Raw genomic sequence first — 23,058 nt, forward strand, 5'->3', positions numbered from 1 at the left:
CGTCTCGGACATGCCAGGCATCTCGCCATCAATCAGCTCTGCCACAGACGCTCAAAAGCTTGTCCACTGGAGCGCCGATCGACATAACTGATCACGTTCGAACAGACCTGGGGGGTACCTGAAGGTGAGATCCACCCTGCACAGAAGGATGCTGAGCACGGCGCTTGTTGCCGCGCTCAGCACGCTGTCGCTGTCCGGCGTGGTGACATCCGCCCACGCCGATGCAACATCTGAGGCAACTTCACCAAAGTTGCCGCTCGACGAGGCACGGGCCTCGAGAAAAGCGCAGTCCACCGGCAAGGCCGTGACCGTGGCAGCCGCGACCACGCCGACCGAGTCGAAAGTAGCCAATCCGGACGGCACCTTCACTCTGACCCAGTCGGTCGCACCGGTGCGCAAGTACGTTTCCGGCTCCTGGAAGAAGCTGGATGCCACGCTAGTGCGGCGCTCCGACGGCACCATCGCCCCAGCGCTCACTACCACGGGCCTGATCCTGTCCGGGGGCGGAGACGGGCCGCTTGCAGTGATGAAGGACCACAGCCGGTCTCTCTCGCTGACGACGCCGGCCTCCCTCGGTCCGCTGCCCGCCCCGACTCTGGACGGTTCCAGTGCCACCTACCCCGATGTGCTGGACGGGGTGGACCTGAAGGTCACTGCCGATGCCCAGGGCGGCTTCTCCGAGGTCCTCGTCGTCAAGAACGCCGAAGCGGCCGCCGACCCTGCTCTGGAAACGCTGGTCTTTCCCACTCAAACCAAGAACGTGACACTCGCCGTGGACAAGGCGGGCAACATCGCCGCCCGCGACACCACCCATGGCACAGTGTTCTCCGCCCCGGCCCCGACGATGTGGGACTCCGCCACCGCCAAGGCGGCCAGTCCGAGCTCGCCGTCCGCCAGCAGGTCGGCGGCCTCGGACACCGATGAGCCGGGCGTGGGTGCGCACATCGCGCCGGTCGCCACCTCGTACTCCTCGGGGAAGATCCGGCTGACACCCGATACGGGCATGCTGTCGGCCTCCTCCACGGTGTATCCCGTCTACATCGACCCCACCTACAGTGCCGCGGGCGGCACGGTGAGCAGCTGGACCTGGGTCAACTCCGCTGCCCCCAACACCAGTTTCTGGAAGGACACCAGCTCCACCGGGCTACATGTCGGCTACCAGGGCTGGGAGGACCCTGTACACAAGTCGCGGGCGTACGCAAAGTTCTCGGTGGACAGCCGGCTCTTCGGAGCGACGGTCATCGACTCCCACTTCTATGCCACCGAGACATACGCGCCGTCGTGCACCGCAACCCCGGTGGAACTGTGGCAGACCGGCCCGATCACCTCCGGCACCACTTGGGCCAACCAGCCCACCTGGACGGCCCAGTGGGGCACAAAGACCGTGGCCTACGGCTACAGTCCTTCCTGCCCGGCGCAGTCACTCGGCTTCGACGTCACCTCCCGGATGCAGGACGTGGCCGACAATGCGAACCTGAGCAGCCTCACCCTCGGTCTGCAAGCCAGCGACGAGCTGGACAAGTACGGGTGGAAGAAGTTCGACCACGCCACCCTCTCGATGTCCACCACCTACGATCACAGGCCCAACAAGCCCTCGACACTGGTTACTTCGCCGGCCACGACCTGTTCGAGCACCGTCAAGACCATCGGTGACGGGGACGTGACCCTGTACGCGAAGGTCTCCGACCCCGACGGCGGCACGCTGTCCAACACCTTCAACATCACCAAGACGAGCGGTGGCGCACAGATCGCCAAGCCCACCGTGTCCGCAGCGTCGGGGAAGAACGCCGTCTACATTCTGAAGAAGTCTGTGCTGGAGACCGCGGCCGGCGGCGCACCGCTGGGCGTGACGTGGAACGTCACCTCCTCGGACGGCACCTACGCCTCACCCGTATCGGCGACCTGCAAGTTCCAGTTCGATGCCAGCCGACCGGGCTCCCCGGCCATCGCTGATGCCTCTGCGTACGAATGCGGTGACGACGCCAGCCCGGCCACCTACCAAGTCGGTAAAACAGCTGATTTCGCCGTGGCGCCCAGCACCACCGGCGGGACCACCGCCAGCTACCTCTACCAGCTCAACGGCACTACCCCGGTCTCCCTTGCCAGCACGGGGGCAAGCACACCAATCAGCGTCACCCCCACCAGGGGCACCAACGTGCTGACGGTCACCGCGGTCTCGTCCGGAGGCAACATCGGCGACACCGCGAACTGCATTCTCATCGCCTCCCCCGCAGCCACCGCCGTCGACGGTGACCTCACCGGCGACGGCACCCCCGACCTCACCGCAGTGGGCGCGCAGGCAGGTCTGTCCAGCGGGCTGTGGTTGGCCCACGGCACATCCGACGGACAACTCACCACCAGCGCCACCAACCTCGGCGTGCAGGGCACCGGAGTCAATACCGCAGGCTCACCGGCGGACTGGAACGGCACCCAGACGATCACCGGCCACTTCAACACCGGAGCCGGCTTCAACGACGTCCTGGACTACAACCCCACGACCAGCCGCGGCGTCGTCGTGTCCGGTAGTGGTGACGGCTCAACACTGCACGCCACCAGCGGCGACAGCATCGCGGTCAGCCTCACTGTCTTCACCGACGGCAGTGGTATCACCGGTGCCATCGGCAACAAGGCCACCAGCATCGCCAGTGGTGGCAATCTCTACCACACCCTCAACGGCGAACCGGCCACCGGCTACCCGGACCTGCTGATGATCGTTGGAGGCCAACTGTGGGACGAGCCCGGCAACCCCGCTCCCGGAGCCTTCAGCGGCATCGACAACGCACTCCCGCTGGGCGGTATCAACGCGACGGGAAGCGGTGACTGGACCGGCTGGAGCATCACCAGCAGCCTTATTGACGGGCTGCCCGCGCTCTTCGCCCGTCACAACAGCACCGGCGCCCTGTACTACTACACCCCGCAGCAACTGCAAGACCTCGCGTTCGGTAACCCGGTCACCCCTGTGCAGGTTGCAAGCAGCGGCTACAGCTCAGCCACCCTGCCGATCCTGCAAGCCGCCGACCTGAACGGTGACGGCACCCCGGATCTGCGGACCGTCTCCTCCAACGGCGCGAGCACCGCACGGATCTTCAACGCCGCCGCCGGAACCCTCACCGCGCAGACGGCGCAGACACTGATAGCCCCCGGCCATGCCTGGCCGCTCGGGGACGGTACCGAGGGCAGCGCGGCCAGTGCCGCGGACACCGCCGCCGGATTGACCCTCACGGGCAGCGGCACGGGTGCCACCTGGGACACCGATGACGACGTCTTCTCTCCTACCCTGGCGCTGGACGGCACCGCCACCGGCGCGATGACGTCGAACGCGGCACTGTCGCTGTCGAGTCCCTTCACCATTTCGGCGTGGGTCAAGCCCTCGGCCGTCGGCGGGGTCATCGCCTCCCAGGACGGCGTACACAACGCCGGTTTCCTGCTCTACCCCCAGTCCGACAAGCAGTGGGCGTTCTGCCTGGCCACGGGGGACACTACCCGCGGCTACGACTGCATTTCCGGCGGCAGCGCCATCATCGGCCAGTGGACCCACCTGACCGCCACCTATGACCCGACCTCCAAAGCCACGACGCTATACATGGACGACCGGCCGGTGGCTCGCGGCTCCCACACCGCGATCTCCGGCTTCACCGGCAAGTTCACCCTGGGCAACAGCCTCAGCAACGACGCGCGCTTCTCGTTCTTCAAGGGCAGCATCTCCGACGTCCAGGTCTGGAACGGGGCCGTACTCACCGCCACACAGGTCGGCACCATGGGAAACATCACCCTGCCAAAGGCCCCGTACAGTTTCGCCGACGTTGCCGATTACAACCGCGACGGCAACGCCGACCTGGTCGCCACCGATGCCACCGGCAGCCTGTGGCTTTACCGTGGCAACGGCAACGGCAGCTGGTCCAGCGCCGCCCTGTACATCGGCTCCGGCCTTTCGACCTACGCCTTCGCCGGGATCGGCGACTTCAACGGCGACAGCTACCCCGACACCGTGGCCATGGCCCCCGGCGGAACGTTGCGCCTGTTCCCTGGCAACGTCGGGCACGACCTGCTCACCCCGGTCAGCAACTTTCCAAGCGGCTGGAACGGTTACACCTTCGCCGGCGTTGCCGACTTCAACCGTGACAGCAAAGCCGACCTGATCGGCCGCCACCCTGACGGCTCTTTGGTGTTGTTCCCCGGCACCGGCGCTGGCACGAGTCTGGGTACGTCCGTACAGATCGGCACCGGCTGGAACCCGTACACCTTCGCCGGCGTCGCCGACCTCAACGCCGACACCTACCCCGACGTCATCGTCCGCGACGACGCAACCGGCATCCTGTGGCTCTACCCCGGCAACGGCAGCACCGGCCTCGGCACCCGCTCCCAGCTCGGTACGGGCTGGAACGGCTACACCTTCGCCGGTATCGGCGACTTCAACGGTGACGGCAACCCCGACGTCATCGTCCGCGACGACGCCACCCGCATCCTGTGGCTCTACCCCCGCACCGCGACCGCCTTCAGCACCCGCCAGCAGATCGGCAGCGGCTGGTAGGCGAGTCCGCGTTTGTCTCCGGGGCCGCCCGGCGCTGCACTCCAGCGCTCTCACGGCGGCCCCGGGGCTCCCCGCGCCTTCGGTAATCCCCCTTCTCTCATGGGAGTTGTACGTGTCAGATCAACGACGCACCGACGTCGGCCGCCGCCAGTTCATACGCCTCACCGGCGGCAGCGCGCTCGGCGCGCTCGCCGTAGGAGGCAGCGCTACAGCAGCCTCTGCCGGCATCCTCGCCGCACCCACGCCGAGTCCGTCTCCTGGGATTCCCATGTCCCAGGTGCTCAGCCTGCCGCGTACCCCCGCACCGACGACCACGCTGGGCCCCGCGCCGGAGCAGATCACCAGCGGCACCATCACGCCCCCGAACAGACGCATCCCCTACACCGGTGGCACCGTCGACCCACAGACGGCCGCGGACGACGTGCCCACCACGCTGCCGTTCGAGTTCGCCACCGCCGGCTACACCATCGTCGACGTCCCCGAGGAACTGCGCCCGTGGCGCAACCGGCCGGTCGCCAAGGGCGACACCGGCGCCTACGTGGACGCCCAGGGCGTGCGCATGTTCTACAACGACCCCGACGTCTTCATCAACGGCGACGGCAAGCTCTACGACCAACCCGTCACGCAGATCCAGTACGGCCTGGGCTGCCTCGCCTCCTACCGCACCAGCGGTGACACCTGGTTCCTCACCCGTGCCAAGGCCCACGCCCAGCGGCAGATCGACCGGCGGGTCGAGACCCGCGGCGCCTGGTACTTCCCCTACCCCTTCAACTACACCCACAACACGCACGGTGGACTCGTCTACACCGCCCCCTGGTACTCCGGCATGGCCCAGGGCGAGGCGATATCCCTGTTCATCCAGCTCGCCCAACTCCCCGACACCGACGTCACCGCGGAAGAGCGCACCCAGTACCTGGCCGCGGCCGACGGCGCGTTCGCCTCGCTGCTGCGCGCCGACGACGCGAAACCGTGGGTGGTCAACAAGGACAGCGCGGGCTACTTCTGGATCCAGGAATACCCCATCGACGCGCCCGGCACGTCGGACTACACCTTCAACGGCATGATCTTCGCCCTGTTCGGTGTGTGGGACTACTACCAGCACACCCGCAACGAACTCGCGCTGAAGCTGTGGGACGGCGGCCTCACCACGATCGCCAACTACTACCCGCGCCTGCGCAACACGCGCTGGCTCTCCTTCTACTGCAACACCCACCGCATCGCCCCGCTGACATACCACCACCATCACCTCGACCTGTTCATGCAGCTCCAGTGGTTCTCCGGCCACTACACCTTCGCCCGCGACATGGACCAGCTGCTGGACGACTACCCCTACCCGGACTTGGTCTCCACCGACCTGCCCAGTGGCGGCACCGTCGCCTTCGCCGCCGGCACCTACACCCTCTACCAGTACGCCACCACCGCCACCGGCGCCTACGACCCCGCCAAGGACGACGCCCAGACCGCCACCCAGCAGGTCACCTTCACCCGCGACACCTCAGCCCCCGCCACCATGCGACGCCGCATCCACGGCCGCGGCGTCTACTACCGCATCAGCGCCGGCGCCTATGCCGGCTGGTGGGTCGGCGAGAACTACACCACCGCGTTCCTGCGCGGCCAGTGGTGGACCAAGACCTACCTCCCCGCCCGCACCCTCACCTTCCCCGCCAACACCCCCGTCGACGTCTACAAGTACGGCACCGACGGCGCCGTCGGCACCACCAAGACAGTCCAGTGGGACCACGCCTCCAACGCCCCCTTCGACCAGCGCGCCGTCATCAACGGCCGCAACATGCTCCGCATCAGCGCCGGCACCCTCACCGGCTACTGGGTCTGGCACAACAACGTCACCACCGACGGCCTGTGACCGCGCCCGCTTCCCAGCACAGCCATTGACCGACGCACCGCCGGCACCCGGCATCCAGCCGAGGGCCGGCGGTCTGCCGTACCCAGCGCATGCACGGGTTGGGGGTCGGTCTTTCGGCACCTCACGTGCGGTGGCCCGCGGCTGCTTAGGGCTCCTGGCTGCCCGACGGCGCCGCGACCGGCGGCTGCGGGCGCTTTGCGTCCAGACGATGGCGTCCTCTGCGAGCAGCCGCCTCATACTCCTGCGGCGTCTGGGGTACGACCGGTCCGCTCTCCGCCGGCGGACCGGACCGGCGGGCCAGCAGCCGACGGGCCAGCCGCTGCCCGGGCAGCTCCACCAGGTGATAGGTCAGTGCGCTCAGCAAGAGCAGAGTCGACAGGAAGGCCGCCACCCAGATCAGCTGGTGGGCCGTGCTGTGGGGATGGCCCGTCTTTCCATGAGCCAGGACATCGCGGCGATCAGCGGCCGGTGCAGCAGGTAGACGGAGAAGCTGACCAGACCGAGCCAAGTCAGCGCAGCGGGCATGCGGCGGTGGCGCAGGAGCATTGCCACGCCGAACAGCGCCCAGCCCGCCAGGAAGGCGCTGGCCCAGGCGGTCGGTGAGGCGGTCCAGGTGTGGATCTGGGCTTGTCTGTCGTCGTAGAGCAGTCCGGCCGCCGTCCCGGCCACGATGACGAACCCGCAGTAAGCCCAGGCCGCGCTCCGGGATATCTGTCCTCGTTCGGCGCGGTAGATCACCGTTCCGCTGAACATCGTGGCCAGGATCAGCATGCTCTCCCAGGGGGTCGACCGCCCGTCCGCGATCATGAGGACCAGGCCGAGCCCGGCCAGGAGCGCCGCTCCCGTCATCTGCGCCGCGCGACGCCCGGTGAGCAGGAACAGCAGCCCCACCACGACGACCAGCGCGGTTCCCGCGACCAGTTGCCGAACAGTGAACTCAGGCCGCAGGCTCCAGGCGGCTGCCCACGGGCCCAGCAGCAGCGCCGCCCCGGCGACCACCACAGCCACCGGCCCGCTACGACGCTGGGCGCCGGCCATGAACAACAGCGTGACCAGGTAATAGAAGACCATCTCGTAGGTCAGCGTCCACATCACCGGCAGCCCGCTGCGCAGACCCAGCAGGTCCTGCAACATCGTGGCGTTGGCGACGGAGGCCAGAGCCGGAACAGCCGCCCGATCCAAAACGCCCGCACATCTCCCCGGCGCTCCAGCGAGGCAGGCACGATGTAGCCGCTGACCAGGAAGAACGCCATCACCCCGAAGATGCCCGGGTCGAACCACTCCCGCACGGCCGCGCTCGTGCCCACAAACAGTTCGGCGCTCAAGTGATGCAGGGCCACAGTCAGGGCCGCAATCCCTCGGACGGCGTCGAGCCACCCGAACCGGGCCGGCGAAGGCACAGATTTCCGTGATCTCACCCGCGGACATCAGCAAGGCCCTGTGCCCCCGCCGAGACCACCCCTACCAGCGGAAATGACCAGATCGACACAACTGAGACAGGGGGCCGGAAATGCCCCTCACCAGGACCGCCCGCACCCGCTGATCATGCTTCGTCCTTCTCGGCGTACACGAACCGATATCTGGCCGAGGCCGTCGTTCTCGAAGGGTGGGGCGTGCGCGTCCCACGCCCACTCGGCCGGCATTCTCCGGGCTCGGGTGCTCCCCCGCACCCGCGGTGATATCACCGGCTGCCTTTACCCATTCGCTTAACCCTTGCGGACCGGGCACCCATCAAACGCGGCATGGCACGGCTGAAGTCCTGGCAGATCTTCCGCAGATCCCGCATCAGCCCCAACCGCATGACCGTCCGCCCTCACCGGGGCCGCGGTGCCCAGGCGTGGTGCCGTCACCCTCGTGGCTCGCGGTGGCGGGCGGGCCGGGTGGGGGCGTGGTCGACTGGCCGGGTGCGTGGTGCGGCGCGGGTCGTAAGGGCGGGCCTGGAGGCGGTCATGGCGGAGGGTGGACCGGACGCGCGGATCGCGGTGGTCACCGGGGCGGCGCGCGGCGTGGGAGCGGCGGTGGCACGCCGGCTGGCCCTGCGGGGCATGCGGGTGGCGCTGCTGGGGCGGGAACTTGACTCGTTGCGCCAGGTCGCGGCCGGGCTGGCGACCGAGGCGCACTGCTTCGAGGTCGACGTCACCGACGAGGCGGCGCTCCAGGGCGCGGCCCGCAGCGTCGACGCGCGGCTGGGGCCCGCCTCGGTGGTGATCGCCAACGCGGGGATCGCCGCCGCGGGCCCGTTCGCCACGTGCGAGGCATCGCTGTTCGACCGGGTGGTCGAGGTCAACCTGATCGGGAGCGCGAACACGGCCCGCGTCTTCCTGCCCCAACTCGCCCGTACCGGGGGGTACTTCCTCCAGGTGGCGTCCACCGCGGCGTTCGGTTCGGCGCCGCTGATGAGCGCCTACTGCGCTTCGAAGGCGGGCGTGGAGTCGTTCGCCCAGGCGCTGCGTACCGAGGTGCGTCCGGCGGGCGTGGGGGTGGGCATCGCGTACCTGCACTGGACCGGCACCGACATGATCGCGGCCCTCGACGACCATCCGGTGCTGCGGGCCCTGCGTTCCCATCAGCCCGCGCCCGCACGCCGCGTGCACAGTCCCGAGCAGGTCGCCGGATGGCTGGTGCGCGGGGTGGAGCGGCGCGCGGTCAGCGTCTACGCGCCACCGTGGCTGCGTCTGGTGCAGCCGCTGCGTCCGGTGCTGCCGCTGGTGGTGTCGGCGGTGGCACGGCGGTCGTTGTCGGCCCTGCCGGTCGAAGAGTTGGAGCGGACCACCGGGGTGCTCGGCGCGGGCGGCGCCGCCGACCTGCGGGCGCGCGGCGCGGTAGCGCCGGTGCCGCCCGTGACCCCGCCCCAGACCTGACCGGGGCAGGGCGGGGCGGGCGCGTTGCGCGCATGGGGCACGGGCCGCAGGCGGGGAGGGGCGGGCGGTTCGCAGGGCTCCGCTGCGGAAGGCGTGACTTCGTCCTCCTGGACGGCGGCACAGAGGGCGTCGCGTCGGCGGGCAGGCGGGCGCGCCGACGCGAAGCACGGTCCGTGGCCGGGTGCGGTGCCGGCCTCCGGGGGTCGGCTGCTCGCCGGTCAGGCGGCCGCGGGGGTGCCGAGCAGCGCGGAAGCCTCTTGGAACGGGTCGAGAACGCGGGTGGATGCAGCGGCGCGGGGAACGTCGCGGCAGGTGAAGCCGAGCTGGGCCATGGCCCGCAGGACTTCGGCGGCAGTGAAATCGCGGCGGTCCTGGCGTGTGACCACCTGCCCGACCTGCTTGGCGGGGTAGGTGCGGCGGCCGATGATCACGGACGCACCGAGGGCTTCCTCGGGCTTGACGCCTTTCATCGATGCCAGGACGCCGCTCCTGGTGAGGTCGAACGGGAAGCGGGCGATGACACAGCGCATGATGACTCACAGGGAGAGGAACGGCGAGGGGGTTGTGCTGCGGCCGCAGGGGGTTGTGCTGCGGCCTGGGCGGTCGGTGAGGCCCTGTTGGTGGCCGACGAAGTGCCTAGGCAGCCGTGTCGAGGGAGGACTGCCGCAGGCTCACGCGGCGGGCGGCCGAAGCGGAGCTGCGCCGGCCGCGTGAGGCGACGCTGCGCTTGCGCCGCTCGGCCACCGGGGCGGTGATCGTCACCGGGATGCCGGAGGGCGTCCGGGCACCGGTGATCCGGCTGAGTTCCTCTTCGCCGGTGCGGACCTGCGTGGTCCGGGGCACGATGCCGGCGGCGGTCATGAGGCGGGTCATGTCACGGCGCTGGTGGGGGGTGACCAGGGTGACGACGCTGCCGGACTCACCGGCACGGGCGGTGCGGCCGCCGCGGTGGAGGTAGTCCTTGTGGTCGGTGGGCGGGTCGACGTTGACGACCAGGTCGAGGTGGTCGACGTGGATGCCGCGCGCCGCGACGTTCGTGGCCACGAGCACGGTGACGTGCCCCGTCTTGAACTGGGCCAGGGTCCGGGTGCGCTGCGGCTGCGACTTGCCGCCGTGCAGCGCGGCGGCCCGTACCCCGCTGTTGAGCAGGTCCTGGGTCAGCCGGTCGACGGCGTGCTTGGTGTCCAGGAACATGATCACGCGGCCGTCGCGTGCCGCGATCTGCGTCGTCGCCCACTGCTTGTCGGCGCCGTGGACGTGCAGGACGTGATGCTCCATCGTGGTGACCGCGCCTGCGGAGGGGTCGACGGAGTGGACGACCGGGTCGGTGAGGTAGCGGCGGACCAGGCGGTCGACGTTGCGGTCGAGGGTGGCGGAGAACAGCATCCGCTGGCCCTCGGGGCGCACTTGGTCCAAAAGGGCGGTGACCTGGGGCATGAAGCCCATGTCGGCCATCTGATCGGCCTCGTCCAGGACGGTGATCGCGACCTGGTTCAACCGGCATTCACCGCGGTCGATGAGGTCCTTGAGGCGGCCCGGCGTCGCGACGACGACCTCGGCTCCGCCGCGCAGCGCACTGGCCTGCCTGCCGATCGACATTCCGCCGACGACGGTGGCCATGCGCAGCTTCACCGAGCGGGCGTAGGGGGTGAGCGCGTCGGTCACCTGCTGGGCCAGCTCACGGGTCGGCACGAGGATCAGGGCGAGCGGCTGGCCGGGTTCGGCGCGCTGTCCGGCGGTGCGGGCCAGCAGGGCGAGGCCGAAGGCGAGGGTCTTGCCGGAGCCGGTGCGCCCGCGGCCCAGGACGTCGCGGCCCGCGAGGGTATTGGGCAGGGTCGCGCCCTGGATCGGGAACGGGACGCTCACGCCCTGTGCGGTCAGCGCGGCCAGCAGCGGCCCCGGCATGTCGAGGTCGGCGAACGCCTCGACCGCGGGCAGCGCGGGGGTGATCGTCTCCGGCAGGGCGAACTCGCCCTGGACCGCTGCGGGCCGCCGGCCGTGGCCGCCTGAGCGGCTGGGGTTGCCCGAACGGCTCGGTGCGGGCGAGCCGAAGCGGGCGTTCTGCCTCGAACCGGCGCCGGGGCCGAAAGCGGGGCCGCCGGTCCGGCGGGGGCGGGAGGAGCGGCCGTTCGTACGTGTGGGGTTCATGGAGAACCTTCCCTTGATACGGCACGCATCAAGGGATTCCCGCAGCAGAAGAACAGCGCGGGGAATCACAAGAACGGGCCGGAATGGAAATGGAATGCGAAAGTGGATCCGGTTTTGCAGTGGACCCGGTACGGGTGCAGGCGGTGAAACGGGGGGGCGTCAGGCGGTCACGAAATCGGCGGACGCCGGCCGGGCCGGTTCAGCTCCGAAGAGGCACGCACCCGTGGGGGCGCTGCGGGCGGCGGCGGGCCGCCACTGGGGAGTGTCCGCAGCTGGGGCCCGCACCCCGAGGGATGCGGGTCCCAGCTGCACGTACGCGCCGGCGTCAGGCCGGAACGATGTTCTCCGCCGTCGGGCCTTTCTGGCCCGGTGCGATGTCGAAGGTGACCTTTTGGCCTTCGAGCAGTTCGCGACAGCCCTGGGCGGCGATGTTCGAGAAGTGGGCGAAGACGTCGGGGCCGCCGCCGTCCTGCTCGATGAAGCCGAAACCCTTGGCCGCGTTGAACCACTTCACCATGCCTGATGCCACGTCATATCTCCTCTGGGGGCAGTACGCCGGGACCCGTGATGCACGGATACCAGGTCGCCGCGATGACCCCGTCCGGGAAAATGACCGGCAATACATAAAAGCTTCCGGTGGCCGGGAAATACCGGCGGTGGAGCTTGAAGTTTTTGGGAACCACAACTGCAACTGAGATCAACAGTAGCATGAGGTAGCGGCCCGTATGCGGAGGATATTTCCGCGCTCCCGGTAGCGGTAAAAACGCTCCCCGCGCTGCGCGGTAAATCCTCATCTCGGGGTCACAGATATTTTCCCCGCCGGGATGCTTTAAAAAGGGCTGCCACTGTTGCCGGGCCGGGAGGGGCGCGGTCCCGGCGCAGATCAGGGCCGCGCAGCAGCTGCGCGGCCCTGATGACGTGCGCCCGGGATCCGATCCGCCACCGTCCGCCCGGGGCGGGCGCCCGTTGCCGGGCCGGCAACAGGTACTGGACTGTTCCAGACGATGGCCGACCGGGTGTGGTGTCAGCCGCCGATGCCGGACTCCTGGGCGGTGGTGACGATGGTGGTGGCGTCCTGCGGCAGGAGGTGTCCGGCGCTCACGGAGGCCTGCGCGGCCGCCCGTACCTTGCCCACGTACTCCTCGTGCGTCGGGTACAGCCGGCTGAGCACCGGTTCCGCGCGGGGCGGGAAGGCCGGGTCGGAGGGGTCGGCCGCGTCGTGCCGGTCCCACGGGTCGGTGTCGGCGTTCCACGGGTCCCGGGCGCCGTACAGGCCGCAGAAGACGCCGCTGCCGCTGGTGTCTCGGGCGCCGGTGAGCGTGCGCGTGGGCACCGCCACGTCGGGGAGCCGGATGCCGCCGGCGGCCAGGCCGGTGGCGGGGTCGCGCAGGTCGGCGTTGAGCAGCGCACCGCTCGCGGGCCGCGGGCCGCCCCGCGCCCAGCCGGCCAGGTGGTGCAGGGCGGCGTTCATGGCGTAGTGGCCGGGACCGTCGTTGTAGGGGGCCGATCCGGCGGCGCAGTCGGGCTGCGGTGCGGCCGTGCCTGCGGATTTGATGACCGTCGGCTGGCCGAGGTCGTAGGCCCACTGGTCGCCGTGGGCGGTGCCGGCCACCTCCCAGCGCACCACGCGGTCGGTGTCGGGCTGCCGGGCCGCGGACGCTCCCGGGACATCGGTCTCGGTGAGCACGACGAGCGTCGGTACGGGCAGGTCGGTACGGATCCGCGACGGGTAGGGCATCAGCAGGATGTCGCCCAGGTCGCCGCTGATGGGTGCGGCCAGGGCGCTGTTGCTGTGCACCATGAAGCCGTCGTAGACGCCGGAGACGGGCTGGACGGCGTTGGCGTACGTCGTCATGAGACCGGCCGACTGCGATTCGCCGTCCGCGAGCAGCGTTTCGACGGTGAGGCCGCCGAGCGGGTCGGGCCCGTCGGGGGTGCGCAGCGCCTGCCCGGCCTGGCTGAAGATGTCGTAGGCGAAGGCGTCGCCGGGGTGGACCAGGCTGCCGTACCGGGCCGGGTCCCAGCCCTTGAGCCCCTTGATCTCGCCGAGGCCGCCGTTGACGCCGACCGCCTGGGCCGAGACACCGACCCAGGCGTATCCCTTACGCAGCAGTTCGTCGCGCGCGAACCAGTAGTCCGGGGAGAGTTCGAGCTGCCCGCTGACGTTGAGCCACTCCACGACGACGGTGCCGTTGAACCTTGCCGCGTCGGCGGGCCGGCGCACGAGCAGGCGGCTCTTGTAGGCGGCGCGGCCGGACGTGCGGACGTTCCAGCGGCCGTCGGAGCCCCACAGTCCCGACTTGGCGTACGACGTGGCGGTGCCTGCGATGAAGTACTCGCTCTCGGTGTAGCCGAACGAGCCGAGGTCCTCCGCCGCGGCGAGGAAGGGGAAGCCGTGGCTGCCGGTCGGCGGGATGCTGACGGTGGGGTTGGCGGCCTTGGCGGCGAGGGAGCCGGGATCGGCCTGGGCGGGTGGCGTGCCGAGGAGCGTGGTCAGGAGTACCGCTCCCAGGGCGGTGGCGGTGGCCCACCGCCGGGGTAACCGGACGGATATGCGCACGGGTTGCCTCCGTGAGTCGTGAAGAGCGTGTCGAACGGTCGGAGCGACGCAGTCTCGTCCTGCTGTGCCGGGCGGCCCACCGGCGAATTCACCGGTGTCGCGCGCCAGCGGCTCCTACCGGCGCGCCGCGCGCGGCACGCACGGACGGGACCCTGCGTGTCCGTGCGGGGCCAACCGCAATCACTCTCCCCGCCGGGGCGCTGGTGCCGGTGGATGCCGGCCCTGCGCCGGTCGTGCTGCCGGTCGAATGCTCGTGCCGGCCGAGCGGCATGTGGGTCTTGAGCGCGGGGCAGGCAGGTTCCGTGGGGGTTCGGGCGCGGTCACCTCATCGACGTCGGCGGGGAGTTCGGGTCGGGTCCGCTCGGTACGGCTATCGGGTCCGCTCGGTACGGCTGCCAGGTGCTGGCGCTGATCCAGGCGAGAGCGACGGTGGCGTACTGCTCTCGGGCGGCGGGATGAGGGGATCGGTAACGGATGGTGGGTCCGTCGTAGGTGATGTGGATCGGGCCGGGCCCTTCATACAGAACGGCCTCGAGGCGGCGATGCCGCCAGACCGGCGGAGACGAAGACGGAGACGGACGAGGCACCACGCCACCACCCTGTGCGCGGTCGGTTTGGAGCGGCCCCGCTCAGGCCGTTCTCCACTCGTGCGGGCGGCCTCCGCGCCATTCCACCCAGCGCGCATCGTCCAACACTCCCCCGGGATCGTCGACACCCGCCGCTTGAAGGAACACCACCAGGTCGTGGTCGCTGTAGGCGGTGCCGAGGATCTCGTCCCGGCCGTGCGAGTGCACGGTGACACTCCGGCCACCGGTACGGGAGGGCTGGTGTACGACGATCGGCGCGCTGGTCACGCCTCCCAGCGTGCTCCCGGCAGGGCCGTGGGGCGAGTCGGCTGCCCGGTGAGGAGGAGGCCGGACCAGTCGAAACGGCGCGGGACTCCGGGACGCGGGTCCTACACAGCCGGGCCCGCTGGCGTTCGAACTGCGCCACGCTCTGAGGCCAACGCGGGTGTCGATCCCGTGGCCCGGGGTAACGCAGGCAGCCTGACCCGCACCTCACCGCTCTCGCGGTCCACCTGCACGGCATGACCGGCCTGCGTGAGGATCGCCCGCAGCGCCGACCGCAGAGCAGCACGAGTGCCCTCGAACTCGGCATCCTCCCGGCCCTCAGGATCTAACTCGCTGCCGGACGCCCATCCCACCAGCACCGAGTCCGTAGCCCTCCGCGCCCGCAGACCAGGGCTGCCCTCATCACCGGCCGACGCCACATCGAAGCCGTCCGCGGGCCAATGTCCCGCACGCATCAGCAAGCCAGCTTCTCCACGGCATCAGCGGTCACCGCCAAAGCCTATCCACACACACCCTGACCGTTTCGGGCACAGGTTCTTCACGTACAGAAGGAGAGCCGGTCGCTGGTCTTGTGCGCTGCCTCTGCCTCCCCCGCTTTTGGCGCACACGAAAAGACGCGTCGGCGCCGGTTATCCGGGTGCTGCCGGAGTGGTGGTCGCCCCGGGCTCGAAGGTGGCCAGCATCTGCTCCAGAGCGCGCTGGTCCGGCCCGACGAACGGGTCCGCGTCGGGCGCGCCCATGATGGTGTCGATCATGCGGTTGGTGAGCCGGACGGCCGGCGGGAGATGGGTGGAGAGCACGATCTCCGGGTCCATGCGCCGCAGCTGCTCGACCGTCGCGCGGTACCTCCCGGGATCCACGATGTGTACCCAGGGGCTGTCCACGGTGGCCCACATCAACTGCGCCGCCCGGAGATCGTCGGGCGCCAGGTCGGAGGCGTGCCCGTTCTCGGCGATGTCCTCGCTGGGCATCGGCCCGCCGAAGCAGTCGGAGCTGTAGCAGACCCGGGTGCGGTCGTCATAGAAGCCGACGGTGGCGGGGTTGTCGAAGAGCGGCGGCCGGAAGGCATGCAGCGTGCGGTCACCGGCGTCGAGACTCTGGCCGGGGTTGACCAGGCACACCCGGTCCATGGGGAGCGGCCGTTCGGTCGACATGATTCCGGCGCCGACGAAGGTGGTCACCACCTTGCATCGCGGGGCGGCTTCCAGCAGGGCGAAGATTCCGCCGGTGTGGTCGCGGTCGGGATGGGTCAGCCAGATCCACCGAACGTCGGCGAGGTCCATGACCGAGCCCAGCGTGGCGACGAAGTCCCGGTCGGCCAGGGAGAGCCCGGTGTCGACGACAACCGGTTCCTTGGCGAACAGGACGAAGGCGTTGACAGGGAGGAATCCAATGCCCGGTACGTCGAGACTGTCCGCGAGAACGGTGGTGTCACTGCCCACCTTGTGTACATGCATGACGAACTCCGTGGTCCCCCCGGCGCGCCCGTACGGTTCCAGTCTCCTCCCGGCCGCGCCACGACGCCCGTCAGTCACGGCCTCTGCCAGCCGCAGATCGAATACCGCTTCTACTGCGACATCACCGCCGCCCGACCCTGCCCACGATGCGCGACGCTGGCGCCGAGACTCTACTGTTCACCACCGCGGCGGCTGGGACACCTCACGCAGCACCTCGAACCCGCCGAAGCTGCGCGTTCTCTTCTTTCAGTTGGGCGATCGTGGCCTCGTCACGTGTGCCGCTGGGCGACGGACGCGGCACGCGGGAAGTCGTCATGTTGGTCTCCGTGCAAAGGCAAGGCATCCCCGTCGGCTGACCAGGCTGCGCCGTAGCGGATCTCCGAACCGGCAGCCGCCCACCGGCTCGGCGGCTGGGGAAACGCCGTAAAGAACTGGGTTCAGTTCCCGCAAGATCAGTGGAGAAACCAGGGAAATCGACCGTATGTTCTTGCATTCGCCGGGCACGAGGAGCGACGGAGGTTGATAACTATGGTTCCCCTGCTTCTCGTTCTTCTGCTGGCCCTGATCCTCTTCGGCGCGGGCTTCGCACTCAAGGCACTGTGGTGGATCGCCGTCATCGTGCTGGTCGTCTGGCTGCTGGGCTTCGTCATGCGCAGCGCAGGCACCGGCGGCCGCAAGGGCCGCTGGTATCGCTGGTAACCCAGCCAACAGCAGCCGGCCGGTGGGCCCCCGGAAACAGTCGGGGGCCCACCGGCATGTCCCCCGCACGACACCCCTTCCGACAAACCGTGTAACGACCATCTTCCCGGGCACCAGACCCCATAGCTGGGGCCCGGTGACGCAGCGGAATCTGCACCTCCAACCACCGGACCCCAGCCACACCCGCACTTCACACCGGCCGGCTGCACTCGAGCACGGGGTGCTATCGGCCGCGGGCGCAGTCGGCCACCGTGCTGCCGGCCCGGCCACCCAGCAGGCGCTGCACCGTCAGCGACGTGGGCAATTGGACACGACCCGTTCGACCAGCAGGCGCCTACCAATGGCGGTCAGTCGGGCATTGCGGTGGGACTGGAAGACCTCCGTGCGGTGAGTCCCCAGACAGCTCCCACCACACCGGAGGTCTTCACCGCGTTCAAGACTGCTGCGGTCCACAGCGTTGTGCCGTTGCTGCATGGAGTGGTCCGGGCGGGGTAGGCGCACGGATTCGTGTCGTGACGAAGGAGAGACATGGACGACGCCGCCGATCCCGGCAGGGAAAGCATTCCCGCGCCCGGGTATCAGGCCCCGTCCGGCGCCCTGCTCGACCAAGCGCTGGAAAGCCTGCAGGCGTCCGCCATCGCGGTCGATGACGATGGCCTCATCGTCGCAGCCAACAGCGCGGCCCGGAGCTTGGTGGGCAGGAAGGCCTCGGAGCTCATCGGCCAGGATCTTCACGACCTGATGCACCGGGACAAGCACGGCCACTCGATGCCCCGTATGCGCTGCCCGATAAGGAAGGCGCTTCTTGCGAGGGAGACGACGCATGGCGACGCCGAGTGGTTCGTCCGCGGGGACGGCACTCTCGTCCTGCTGTCCTGGCTGGTCATGCCATACGCGCTCGGGCCGGGGATGACGGGTGCGCTGACGACGCTGTACGAGCCGAAGCGGGAGGACGTCGGTCCCAGCGATGACCGGCATTCCGCACCGCTGACGGAACTGGACCGCCTGGCCCTGCTCGCGGAGACCACCACGCAGCTCACCTCCACTTTGGACGTGGACGAGGCACTGCACAGATTGGCGGCCCTGACCGTGCCACGACTGGCGGACTGGGCGGTGTTCGATGTCCTGACCGAACGGGACGAGGTACGGCGCGTTCTGGTGGCCACCCATAAGGACGGCATTTTGGTCGAGCGGGACGACCTGCAAGGCCCGATGCCTCCCGTACCGGAGGAATCGCCGATGCCCCTGTCACGGGCCCTACGCGGTGCCGCCTCCTCCCTCGCCGGCCCCGCCACCTATCAGGGCCCGCCCGATTCAGGCATCGCGGTCGAGCAGCAGCGCTTGTTCACCGAGACGGGCATGCACTCTGCCGTCATCGCTCCCATTCGCGGTCTGCGCGACGTACTGGGCGCTCTGACCCTGGGCCGCGCACAACGCCACGACGCCTTCACCCCTGCCGACCTGCCGCTGCTGGAGGATCTCACCCGCCGGGCAGGACTGGCACTGGACAACGCGCGCCTGTACCAGCGCCAGCGCAAGGTCGCCGAAACCATGCAACGCCACCTTCTGCCCCAGCTCCCGGTCCTTCCCGGACTGGAGATGACCGCACGGTACGTGCCCGCTCCGGACGCCTCCTCCGTGGGCGGCGACTGGTACGACGCCTTCGCTCTGGCCGACCACGCGCACGCATTGGTTATCGGTGATGTCGTCGGGCACGATCTTGACGCCGCAGCCGGCATGGCGCAGGTCCGCAACATGCTCCGCGCCTTCGCGTGGTCCCAGCCCGAGGCCGCCCCCAGCACGGTCGTCACCCGGCTCGACGAAGCCGTGATGCACGTAGCCGAGGTCCCCATGGCGACCATGATCCTTGCCAGGCTCACCCTGGGCGAGGACACCCTGTGGCGACTGCACTGGACCAACGCCGGCCACCCGCCACCCCTGCTCGTCACCCACGACGGCCAGGCCCGCTACCTCGACGAAGCCCACGGCATGCTGCTGGGGACCGGGGTCACCAGAGCCCGCCCCGATGCCCTCACCGTCGTGCCGCCACGGGCCACACTCCTGCTCTACACCGACGGGCTGGTCGAATCCCCGCAGCGCTCCATCGACCACGGGCTGGTCCGGCTGCGCCGACACGCAGCCGCCCTCGCCCACCGGCCCCTGGACTCCTTCTGTGACTCCCTGCTGGATCAGGTCCGCCCCAGCGACAACGACGACGACGTCGCCATGATCGCGCTGCGTACTCCCCCTCCCGCCGAGGAGCAGTGACAGCGACACGTCTTCAGAAACGGCAGTCAAGCCTCGAGGCCCCGTCGTCGCGGGGAGTGGGGTGGGGGCGGTAGCCGCGTGTGGGGCGCCTGGCGTACATACGGGGGCAGGACGCTCCGGGCGCCGGCAGACTCTGCCCGCCGGAAGCAGAACAGCCTGGCCTCGAGCAGACACACACGCCCTATACCGAACCGGGAGTTCACCCCTTCCGCGGGTTCATGCGGCTACGTACCGCTGCCCGTCCCTGAATCGATCGGCGCACCAGCCATATTCGTCGTGGTGGCTGTGCACTGCTCAGGTGGTGGAGCCGGGGACGATCGCATCGACTGGCAGACCGCGTGTGGTGACGAGACGGGCGCTGCCGTCGGCCAGCCGGTAGGACAGGCCCACAACGGCGGTCCGCCCACTGCTGATCTGGTCGGCGAGGATTCGGGAGCGGTCCAGAAGAAGGTCGACGGTGTTCCGTACGTGCTCGGCGATGATGTCGTCATCCGAGGTGAGTCCGGCGGCCTGGGCGGCCAGGACGCTGGGTGTGACGCGTTCGATCACGTCACGTACGTATCCGATGCCGGTGCCCAGGCCGTCGGTCAGGGCGGTGCGCGTGGCGGCGACGGCGCCGCACGAATCGTGGCCCAGCACGACAACGAGCGCGCAGTCCAACACGCTCACGCCGTACTCGATGCTGCCCAGCACCTCGGGTCCTGCCACGTGGCCTGCGGTGCGGACCACGAACAGGTCACCCAGGCCCCGATCGAAGATGATCTCTGCGGCAAGGCGTGAGTCGGAGCAGCCGAAGAGCACCGCGAACGGCCGCTGGCCGGGTGCGGTCTCGGCGCGGCGCACGGCGTCCTGGTTCGGATGCTGCGGGGTGCCCGCAACAAAGCGCTCGTTGCCGGCCAGCAGCAGTTCGACGGCTTCGGACGGGGTCAGGGGCGGTGCCTCAGTCATGACCGCAGGCTACGGCGGGGCCCGATCGACCACAGCATGGGGTCGCCACACCAGGCGCGGGTCCGGGTGCTGGCACTGATACCCAGACGGGCTGCCAGCTGCTGATTCAACCGCAGTCGCAGCGCCTGACGAGGCTGATCCCCTTCGTAGAGACCGCCGCCCCCGGGTAGCGGGCCAGCGTGCAGAGCCTCGCCTCCACTATGTCCGCTTTGCGTCATCACGCTGTCCCCGACGACGGGATCGTGCTCACGGGCGTCCGCTGAACAGGTGGCGCAAAAAAATGGCCGTCACAAGCCCGCGAACCCGGCCGAGCGACGCTCCGACCCACCTCGCGGAGTTCTGCCACCACCTCGCCTACGAGCAGGTACCGCGGTCAGCGCCAGGAGGCGTGCCGGGCGCCTTTCGGGAGCAGGACGGACGGTACACATTGCGACCGTAATGCCCTGGCGTTGCCGGTCGGTGTGACGCGGCGCCATCGGGATGCGGCGCCGTCGATGGGCCGCATGTCCGACGTCCGGCGTCCGGTCGTGCTGCCGCCGCCTTCCGGCGCGCAGCTGGACGTGTCGGCGGGGTGACGGCAGCCGCGCGGTCCCGCCTTCCCCGGTGATGGCCGGGCCGGCGCGCCCGACAGCGCCCGGAGTCCGTCTCTTTTCAGCCACGCCCCTGTGACGTCCCTGCGCGGAAAGGTACTTCCCCACAAGAGCATGAACCTGACATCTTGCATCCACCATTCGTTTCGTACGGCCCGTCGGTGCCCTCGGCACGGCCGGGCCGTCTCCGGAGGACGCATTGATACCCCCCATATCCGGTCGCTCCAGACGCACGCTGGTGCTGGCGGCCACGCTCGGCGCCGTCCTCGCGTTCGGCGCCCCGGGCGCCCTCGCGGGCACGCTCCCCGTCACCCCCTCCACCGCGACGGCCGCCAAGGCCCACGCCCCGGCCGCCGTGCCGGCTTCCCGGAGTGCGGCCTGGGTGGCCGGCACGCGTGCCTACCTCGTGATCACCGCCCCCGGTGACAGCTCGGCGGTCCGTTCCGCCATCGCGGCCAACGGCGGCACCGTCTTCTCGAACTTCGACGCCATCGGCGTGATCGTCGCCCACTCGGCGTCCAGCGGGTTCGCCGCCACGATGCGCGGCGTCGCCGGCGTGCAGCAGGTCGGCGCCACGCGCACCTCGGACGTCCCGGCCGACGCCTACAACCCAGCGCTCCCGGCCGATCCGGCCCAGGCCTCGACCCCGGCCGGAGAACCGGTCCGGGCCGACATGAGCCAGATCAAGGCCGACCAGGCCTGGGCCGTGAACCCGGGCTCCGCCTCCGTCAAGGTCGGCATCCTGGACACCGGTGTGGACGACAAGCACCAGGACCTGGCGCCCAACTTCGACGCGGCCGACTCGGTCTCCTGCGCCTACGGCAAGCCCGACACCCGTGCCGGCGCCTGGCGGGACGTCGACACGCACGGCACCCACGTGGCGGGCACCGTCGCCGCGGCCAAGAACGGCAAGGGCGTCGTCGGCGTGGCCCCCGGGGTGAAAATCGCCGCGGTCCGGGTCGCCGAGCCGGGCCACTCCTTCTTCTTCGCCGAGAACACCATCTGCGGCTTCGTCTGGGCCGGTGACCACGGCTTCAAGGTCACCAACAACAGCTATTACACGGACCCGTGGCAGTTCAACTGCCCGGACAACATCGACCAGGCCGCCATCATCGAGGGCGTCAAGCGCGCCCAGGAGTACGCCGAGAGCAAGGGCTCCCTCCAGATCGCCGCGGCGGGCAACGAGAACTACGACCTCGCCCACAAGACGACCGACTCCGCGAGCCCGAACGACTCGACGCCGGTCACCCGCACCATCACCAACGCCTGCCTCGACATCCCGACCGAGCTGCCGGGCGTGGTCACGGTCGCGGCCAACGGCACGGGCGTCACCAAGGCCTCGTTCTCCAACTACGGGCAGGGCGTCATCGACGTCGCGGCGCCGGGCAGCAACGTGTACTCCACCGTCCCCGGCGGCGGCTACGGCAGCAAGAGCGGCACCTCGATGGCCACTCCGCACGTGGTCGGCGTGGCGGCACTCATCGCCAGCGCCGACCCGGGCATCACCCCGGCGCAGATCCGCGCCAAGCTGGCCGCCCAGGCCAACGACATCGCCTGCCCCTCGGACAGCCGCTGCACGGGCACGACGGCCAGCAACTCGTTCTTCGGCGAAGGCCAGGTCGACGCCCTCAAGGCCGTCGGGACCACCCCGCCGCCCGGCAAGTACTTCGAGAACCTCGCGGACTTCGCCGTCAACGACAACGCGACCGCGGAGAGCCCGATCGCCGTGACCGGCGTGAGCGGCAACGCCCCGGCCACCCTCAAGGTGGGGGTGGACATCAAGCACACCTACATCGGTGACCTGAAGGTCGACCTGGTGGCGCCGGACGGCACCGTCTACACGCTGCACAACCGCGCCGGCGGCAGCGCCGACAACATCGCCCAGACCTACACCGTGAACGCCTCCGCGGAGGTCGCGAACGGCACCTGGAAACTGCGCGTCAACGACAACGCCGCCTCCGACACGGGCAAGATCGACGCCTGGAACCTGACCTTCTGAGGCAGGGCCCGCCCAACCCCCCGCGTCGGCACGCTGTGCGCCGACCGCAGCTCCCTGTCCGCGGCCGCGGACGAGGCGGGCTGCGGCCGGCCAGGGCTGCAACCGCCGCGCGGCAGAGGGCGCAGGGGCCTCGGCGGTGGTGAACGTGCCGCGGCCGGGGCCGCCATGCGGGAGGCCGTCCGGGAAGGGCCACGACGACGGCCTGGGGCCGGTGCCCGGCTCACGGTGCGCCTCCATGAGGAACTGGCGGGGCGTGTCCGCGCTGCGGCCCTGAGGGGGTAC

The 23,058-nt window shown here is 69.8% G+C and carries 15 protein-coding genes and 1 pseudogene; 7 read left to right on the forward strand and 9 right to left on the reverse strand.

The window, feature by feature from the left end:
* Window positions 1–148: 148 nt before the first annotated feature.
* Both AOQ37_RS34865 and AOQ37_RS34870 read left to right on the forward strand, forming a co-directional pair.
* Complete coding sequence (locus tag AOQ37_RS34865) at window positions 149–4,531, forward strand: FG-GAP-like repeat-containing protein (RefSeq protein WP_159401417.1); 4,383 nt, start codon at window positions 149–151, stop codon at window positions 4,529–4,531.
* A 112-nt stretch (window positions 4,532–4,643) separates the two neighbouring features.
* A complete protein-coding gene (locus tag AOQ37_RS34870) occupies window positions 4,644–6,395 on the forward strand; it encodes a D-glucuronyl C5-epimerase family protein (protein WP_062650635.1) in 1,752 nt (583 codons plus the stop codon).
* A gap of 396 nt (window positions 6,396–6,791) precedes the next feature.
* Here AOQ37_RS34870 and AOQ37_RS34875 read toward each other — a convergent pair whose 3' ends face one another.
* A complete protein-coding gene (locus tag AOQ37_RS34875; protein WP_078890513.1) occupies window positions 6,792–7,529 on the reverse strand; it encodes an acyltransferase family protein in 738 nt (245 codons plus the stop codon).
* Window positions 7,487–7,813, reverse strand: a complete 327-nt coding sequence (locus AOQ37_RS42225) for an acyltransferase family protein (RefSeq protein ID WP_078890514.1) — start codon at window positions 7,811–7,813, stop codon at window positions 7,487–7,489. The genes AOQ37_RS34875 and AOQ37_RS42225 overlap by 43 nt, the downstream gene beginning before the upstream one ends.
* A gap of 285 nt (window positions 7,814–8,098) precedes the next feature.
* Here AOQ37_RS42225 and AOQ37_RS40160 point away from each other — a divergent pair.
* Together AOQ37_RS40160 and AOQ37_RS34885 are read left to right on the forward strand one after the other, a co-directional pair.
* Window positions 8,099–8,203: pseudogene (locus AOQ37_RS40160) on the forward strand (IS5/IS1182 family transposase); the annotation flags it as partial.
* 141 nt (window positions 8,204–8,344) lie between these two features.
* The gene (locus AOQ37_RS34885) at window positions 8,345–9,256 is read left to right on the forward strand and encodes a short-chain dehydrogenase/reductase (protein ID WP_062650641.1); all 912 of its coding nucleotides are present in this window, start codon (window positions 8,345–8,347) and stop codon (window positions 9,254–9,256) included.
* Window positions 9,257–9,474: 218 nt separating this feature from the next.
* Here AOQ37_RS34885 and AOQ37_RS34890 read toward each other — a convergent pair whose 3' ends face one another.
* From AOQ37_RS34890 to AOQ37_RS34915, 6 genes are all read right to left on the reverse strand, one after another.
* Window positions 9,475–9,786, reverse strand: coding sequence for an SCO5918 family protein (locus AOQ37_RS34890; protein WP_062650643.1), 312 nt, complete (start codon window positions 9,784–9,786; stop codon window positions 9,475–9,477).
* Window positions 9,787–9,892: 106 nt separating this feature from the next.
* Window positions 9,893–11,404: a DEAD/DEAH box helicase gene (locus AOQ37_RS34895; RefSeq protein ID WP_062650645.1), complete on the reverse strand. Its 1,512-nt coding sequence runs from the start codon at window positions 11,402–11,404 to the stop codon at window positions 9,893–9,895.
* 325 nt (window positions 11,405–11,729) lie between these two features.
* Window positions 11,730–11,933: a cold-shock protein gene (locus AOQ37_RS34900; protein WP_062650650.1), complete on the reverse strand. Its 204-nt coding sequence runs from the start codon at window positions 11,931–11,933 to the stop codon at window positions 11,730–11,732.
* 495 nt (window positions 11,934–12,428) lie between these two features.
* Entirely contained in the window at window positions 12,429–13,964 is a 1,536-nt protein-coding gene (locus AOQ37_RS34905) for an alpha/beta hydrolase domain-containing protein (protein ID WP_062650651.1), read from the reverse strand.
* A gap of 629 nt (window positions 13,965–14,593) precedes the next feature.
* Window positions 14,594–14,818 (reverse strand): hypothetical protein, encoded by a 225-nt coding sequence (locus AOQ37_RS34910; protein WP_062650652.1) that lies wholly within the window; start codon window positions 14,816–14,818, stop codon window positions 14,594–14,596.
* 626 nt (window positions 14,819–15,444) lie between these two features.
* Complete coding sequence (locus AOQ37_RS34915) at window positions 15,445–16,272, reverse strand: oxygen-binding di-iron domain-containing protein (RefSeq protein WP_062650653.1); 828 nt, start codon at window positions 16,270–16,272, stop codon at window positions 15,445–15,447.
* A 528-nt stretch (window positions 16,273–16,800) separates the two neighbouring features.
* Between AOQ37_RS34915 and AOQ37_RS34920 the strand changes: the two genes are divergently transcribed.
* Window positions 16,801–16,971 carry a DUF5670 family protein gene (locus AOQ37_RS34920; RefSeq protein ID WP_020131495.1) on the forward strand — a complete coding sequence of 57 codons (171 nt, stop codon included), beginning with the start codon at window positions 16,801–16,803 and terminating at the stop codon, window positions 16,969–16,971.
* Between the two features lie 528 nt (window positions 16,972–17,499).
* Window positions 17,500–19,239 carry a SpoIIE family protein phosphatase gene (locus AOQ37_RS34925; RefSeq protein ID WP_062650657.1) on the forward strand — a complete coding sequence of 580 codons (1,740 nt, stop codon included), beginning with the start codon at window positions 17,500–17,502 and terminating at the stop codon, window positions 19,237–19,239.
* A 294-nt stretch (window positions 19,240–19,533) separates the two neighbouring features.
* Here AOQ37_RS34925 and AOQ37_RS34930 read toward each other — a convergent pair whose 3' ends face one another.
* A complete protein-coding gene (locus AOQ37_RS34930) occupies window positions 19,534–20,187 on the reverse strand; it encodes a carbonic anhydrase (RefSeq protein ID WP_062650659.1) in 654 nt (217 codons plus the stop codon).
* A gap of 828 nt (window positions 20,188–21,015) precedes the next feature.
* On the opposite strand from AOQ37_RS34930, the gene AOQ37_RS34935 reads away from it, so the two are divergent.
* A complete protein-coding gene (locus AOQ37_RS34935) occupies window positions 21,016–22,776 on the forward strand; it encodes a S8 family peptidase (protein WP_062650662.1) in 1,761 nt (586 codons plus the stop codon).
* Window positions 22,777–23,058: the final 282 nt, after the last annotated feature.

This window comes from Streptomyces maremycinicus, from assembly GCF_001184025.1.
GTDB lineage: Bacteria > Actinomycetota > Actinomycetes > Streptomycetales > Streptomycetaceae > Streptomyces > Streptomyces maremycinicus.

Bases quoted from the DNA above. Each gene is read 5' to 3' on its own strand.
- AOQ37_RS34865 (WP_159401417.1), top strand. From the start codon at position 149: ATGCTGAGCACGGCGCTTGTTGCCGCGCTCAGCACGCTGTCGCTGTCC.
- AOQ37_RS34875 (WP_078890513.1), bottom strand. From the start codon at position 7,529: ATGTTGCAGGACCTGCTGGGTCTGCGCAGCGGGCTGCCGGTGATGTGG.
- AOQ37_RS34885 (WP_062650641.1), top strand. From the start codon at position 8,345: ATGGCGGAGGGTGGACCGGACGCGCGGATCGCGGTGGTCACCGGGGCG.
- AOQ37_RS34890 (WP_062650643.1), bottom strand. From the start codon at position 9,786: ATGCGCTGTGTCATCGCCCGCTTCCCGTTCGACCTCACCAGGAGCGGC.
- AOQ37_RS34895 (WP_062650645.1), bottom strand. From the start codon at position 11,404: ATGAACCCCACACGTACGAACGGCCGCTCCTCCCGCCCCCGCCGGACC.
- AOQ37_RS34915 (WP_062650653.1), bottom strand. From the start codon at position 16,272: ATGCATGTACACAAGGTGGGCAGTGACACCACCGTTCTCGCGGACAGT.
- AOQ37_RS34920 (WP_020131495.1), top strand. From the start codon at position 16,801: ATGGTTCCCCTGCTTCTCGTTCTTCTGCTGGCCCTGATCCTCTTCGGC.
- AOQ37_RS34925 (WP_062650657.1), top strand. From the start codon at position 17,500: ATGGACGACGCCGCCGATCCCGGCAGGGAAAGCATTCCCGCGCCCGGG.
- AOQ37_RS34930 (WP_062650659.1), bottom strand. From the start codon at position 20,187: ATGACTGAGGCACCGCCCCTGACCCCGTCCGAAGCCGTCGAACTGCTG.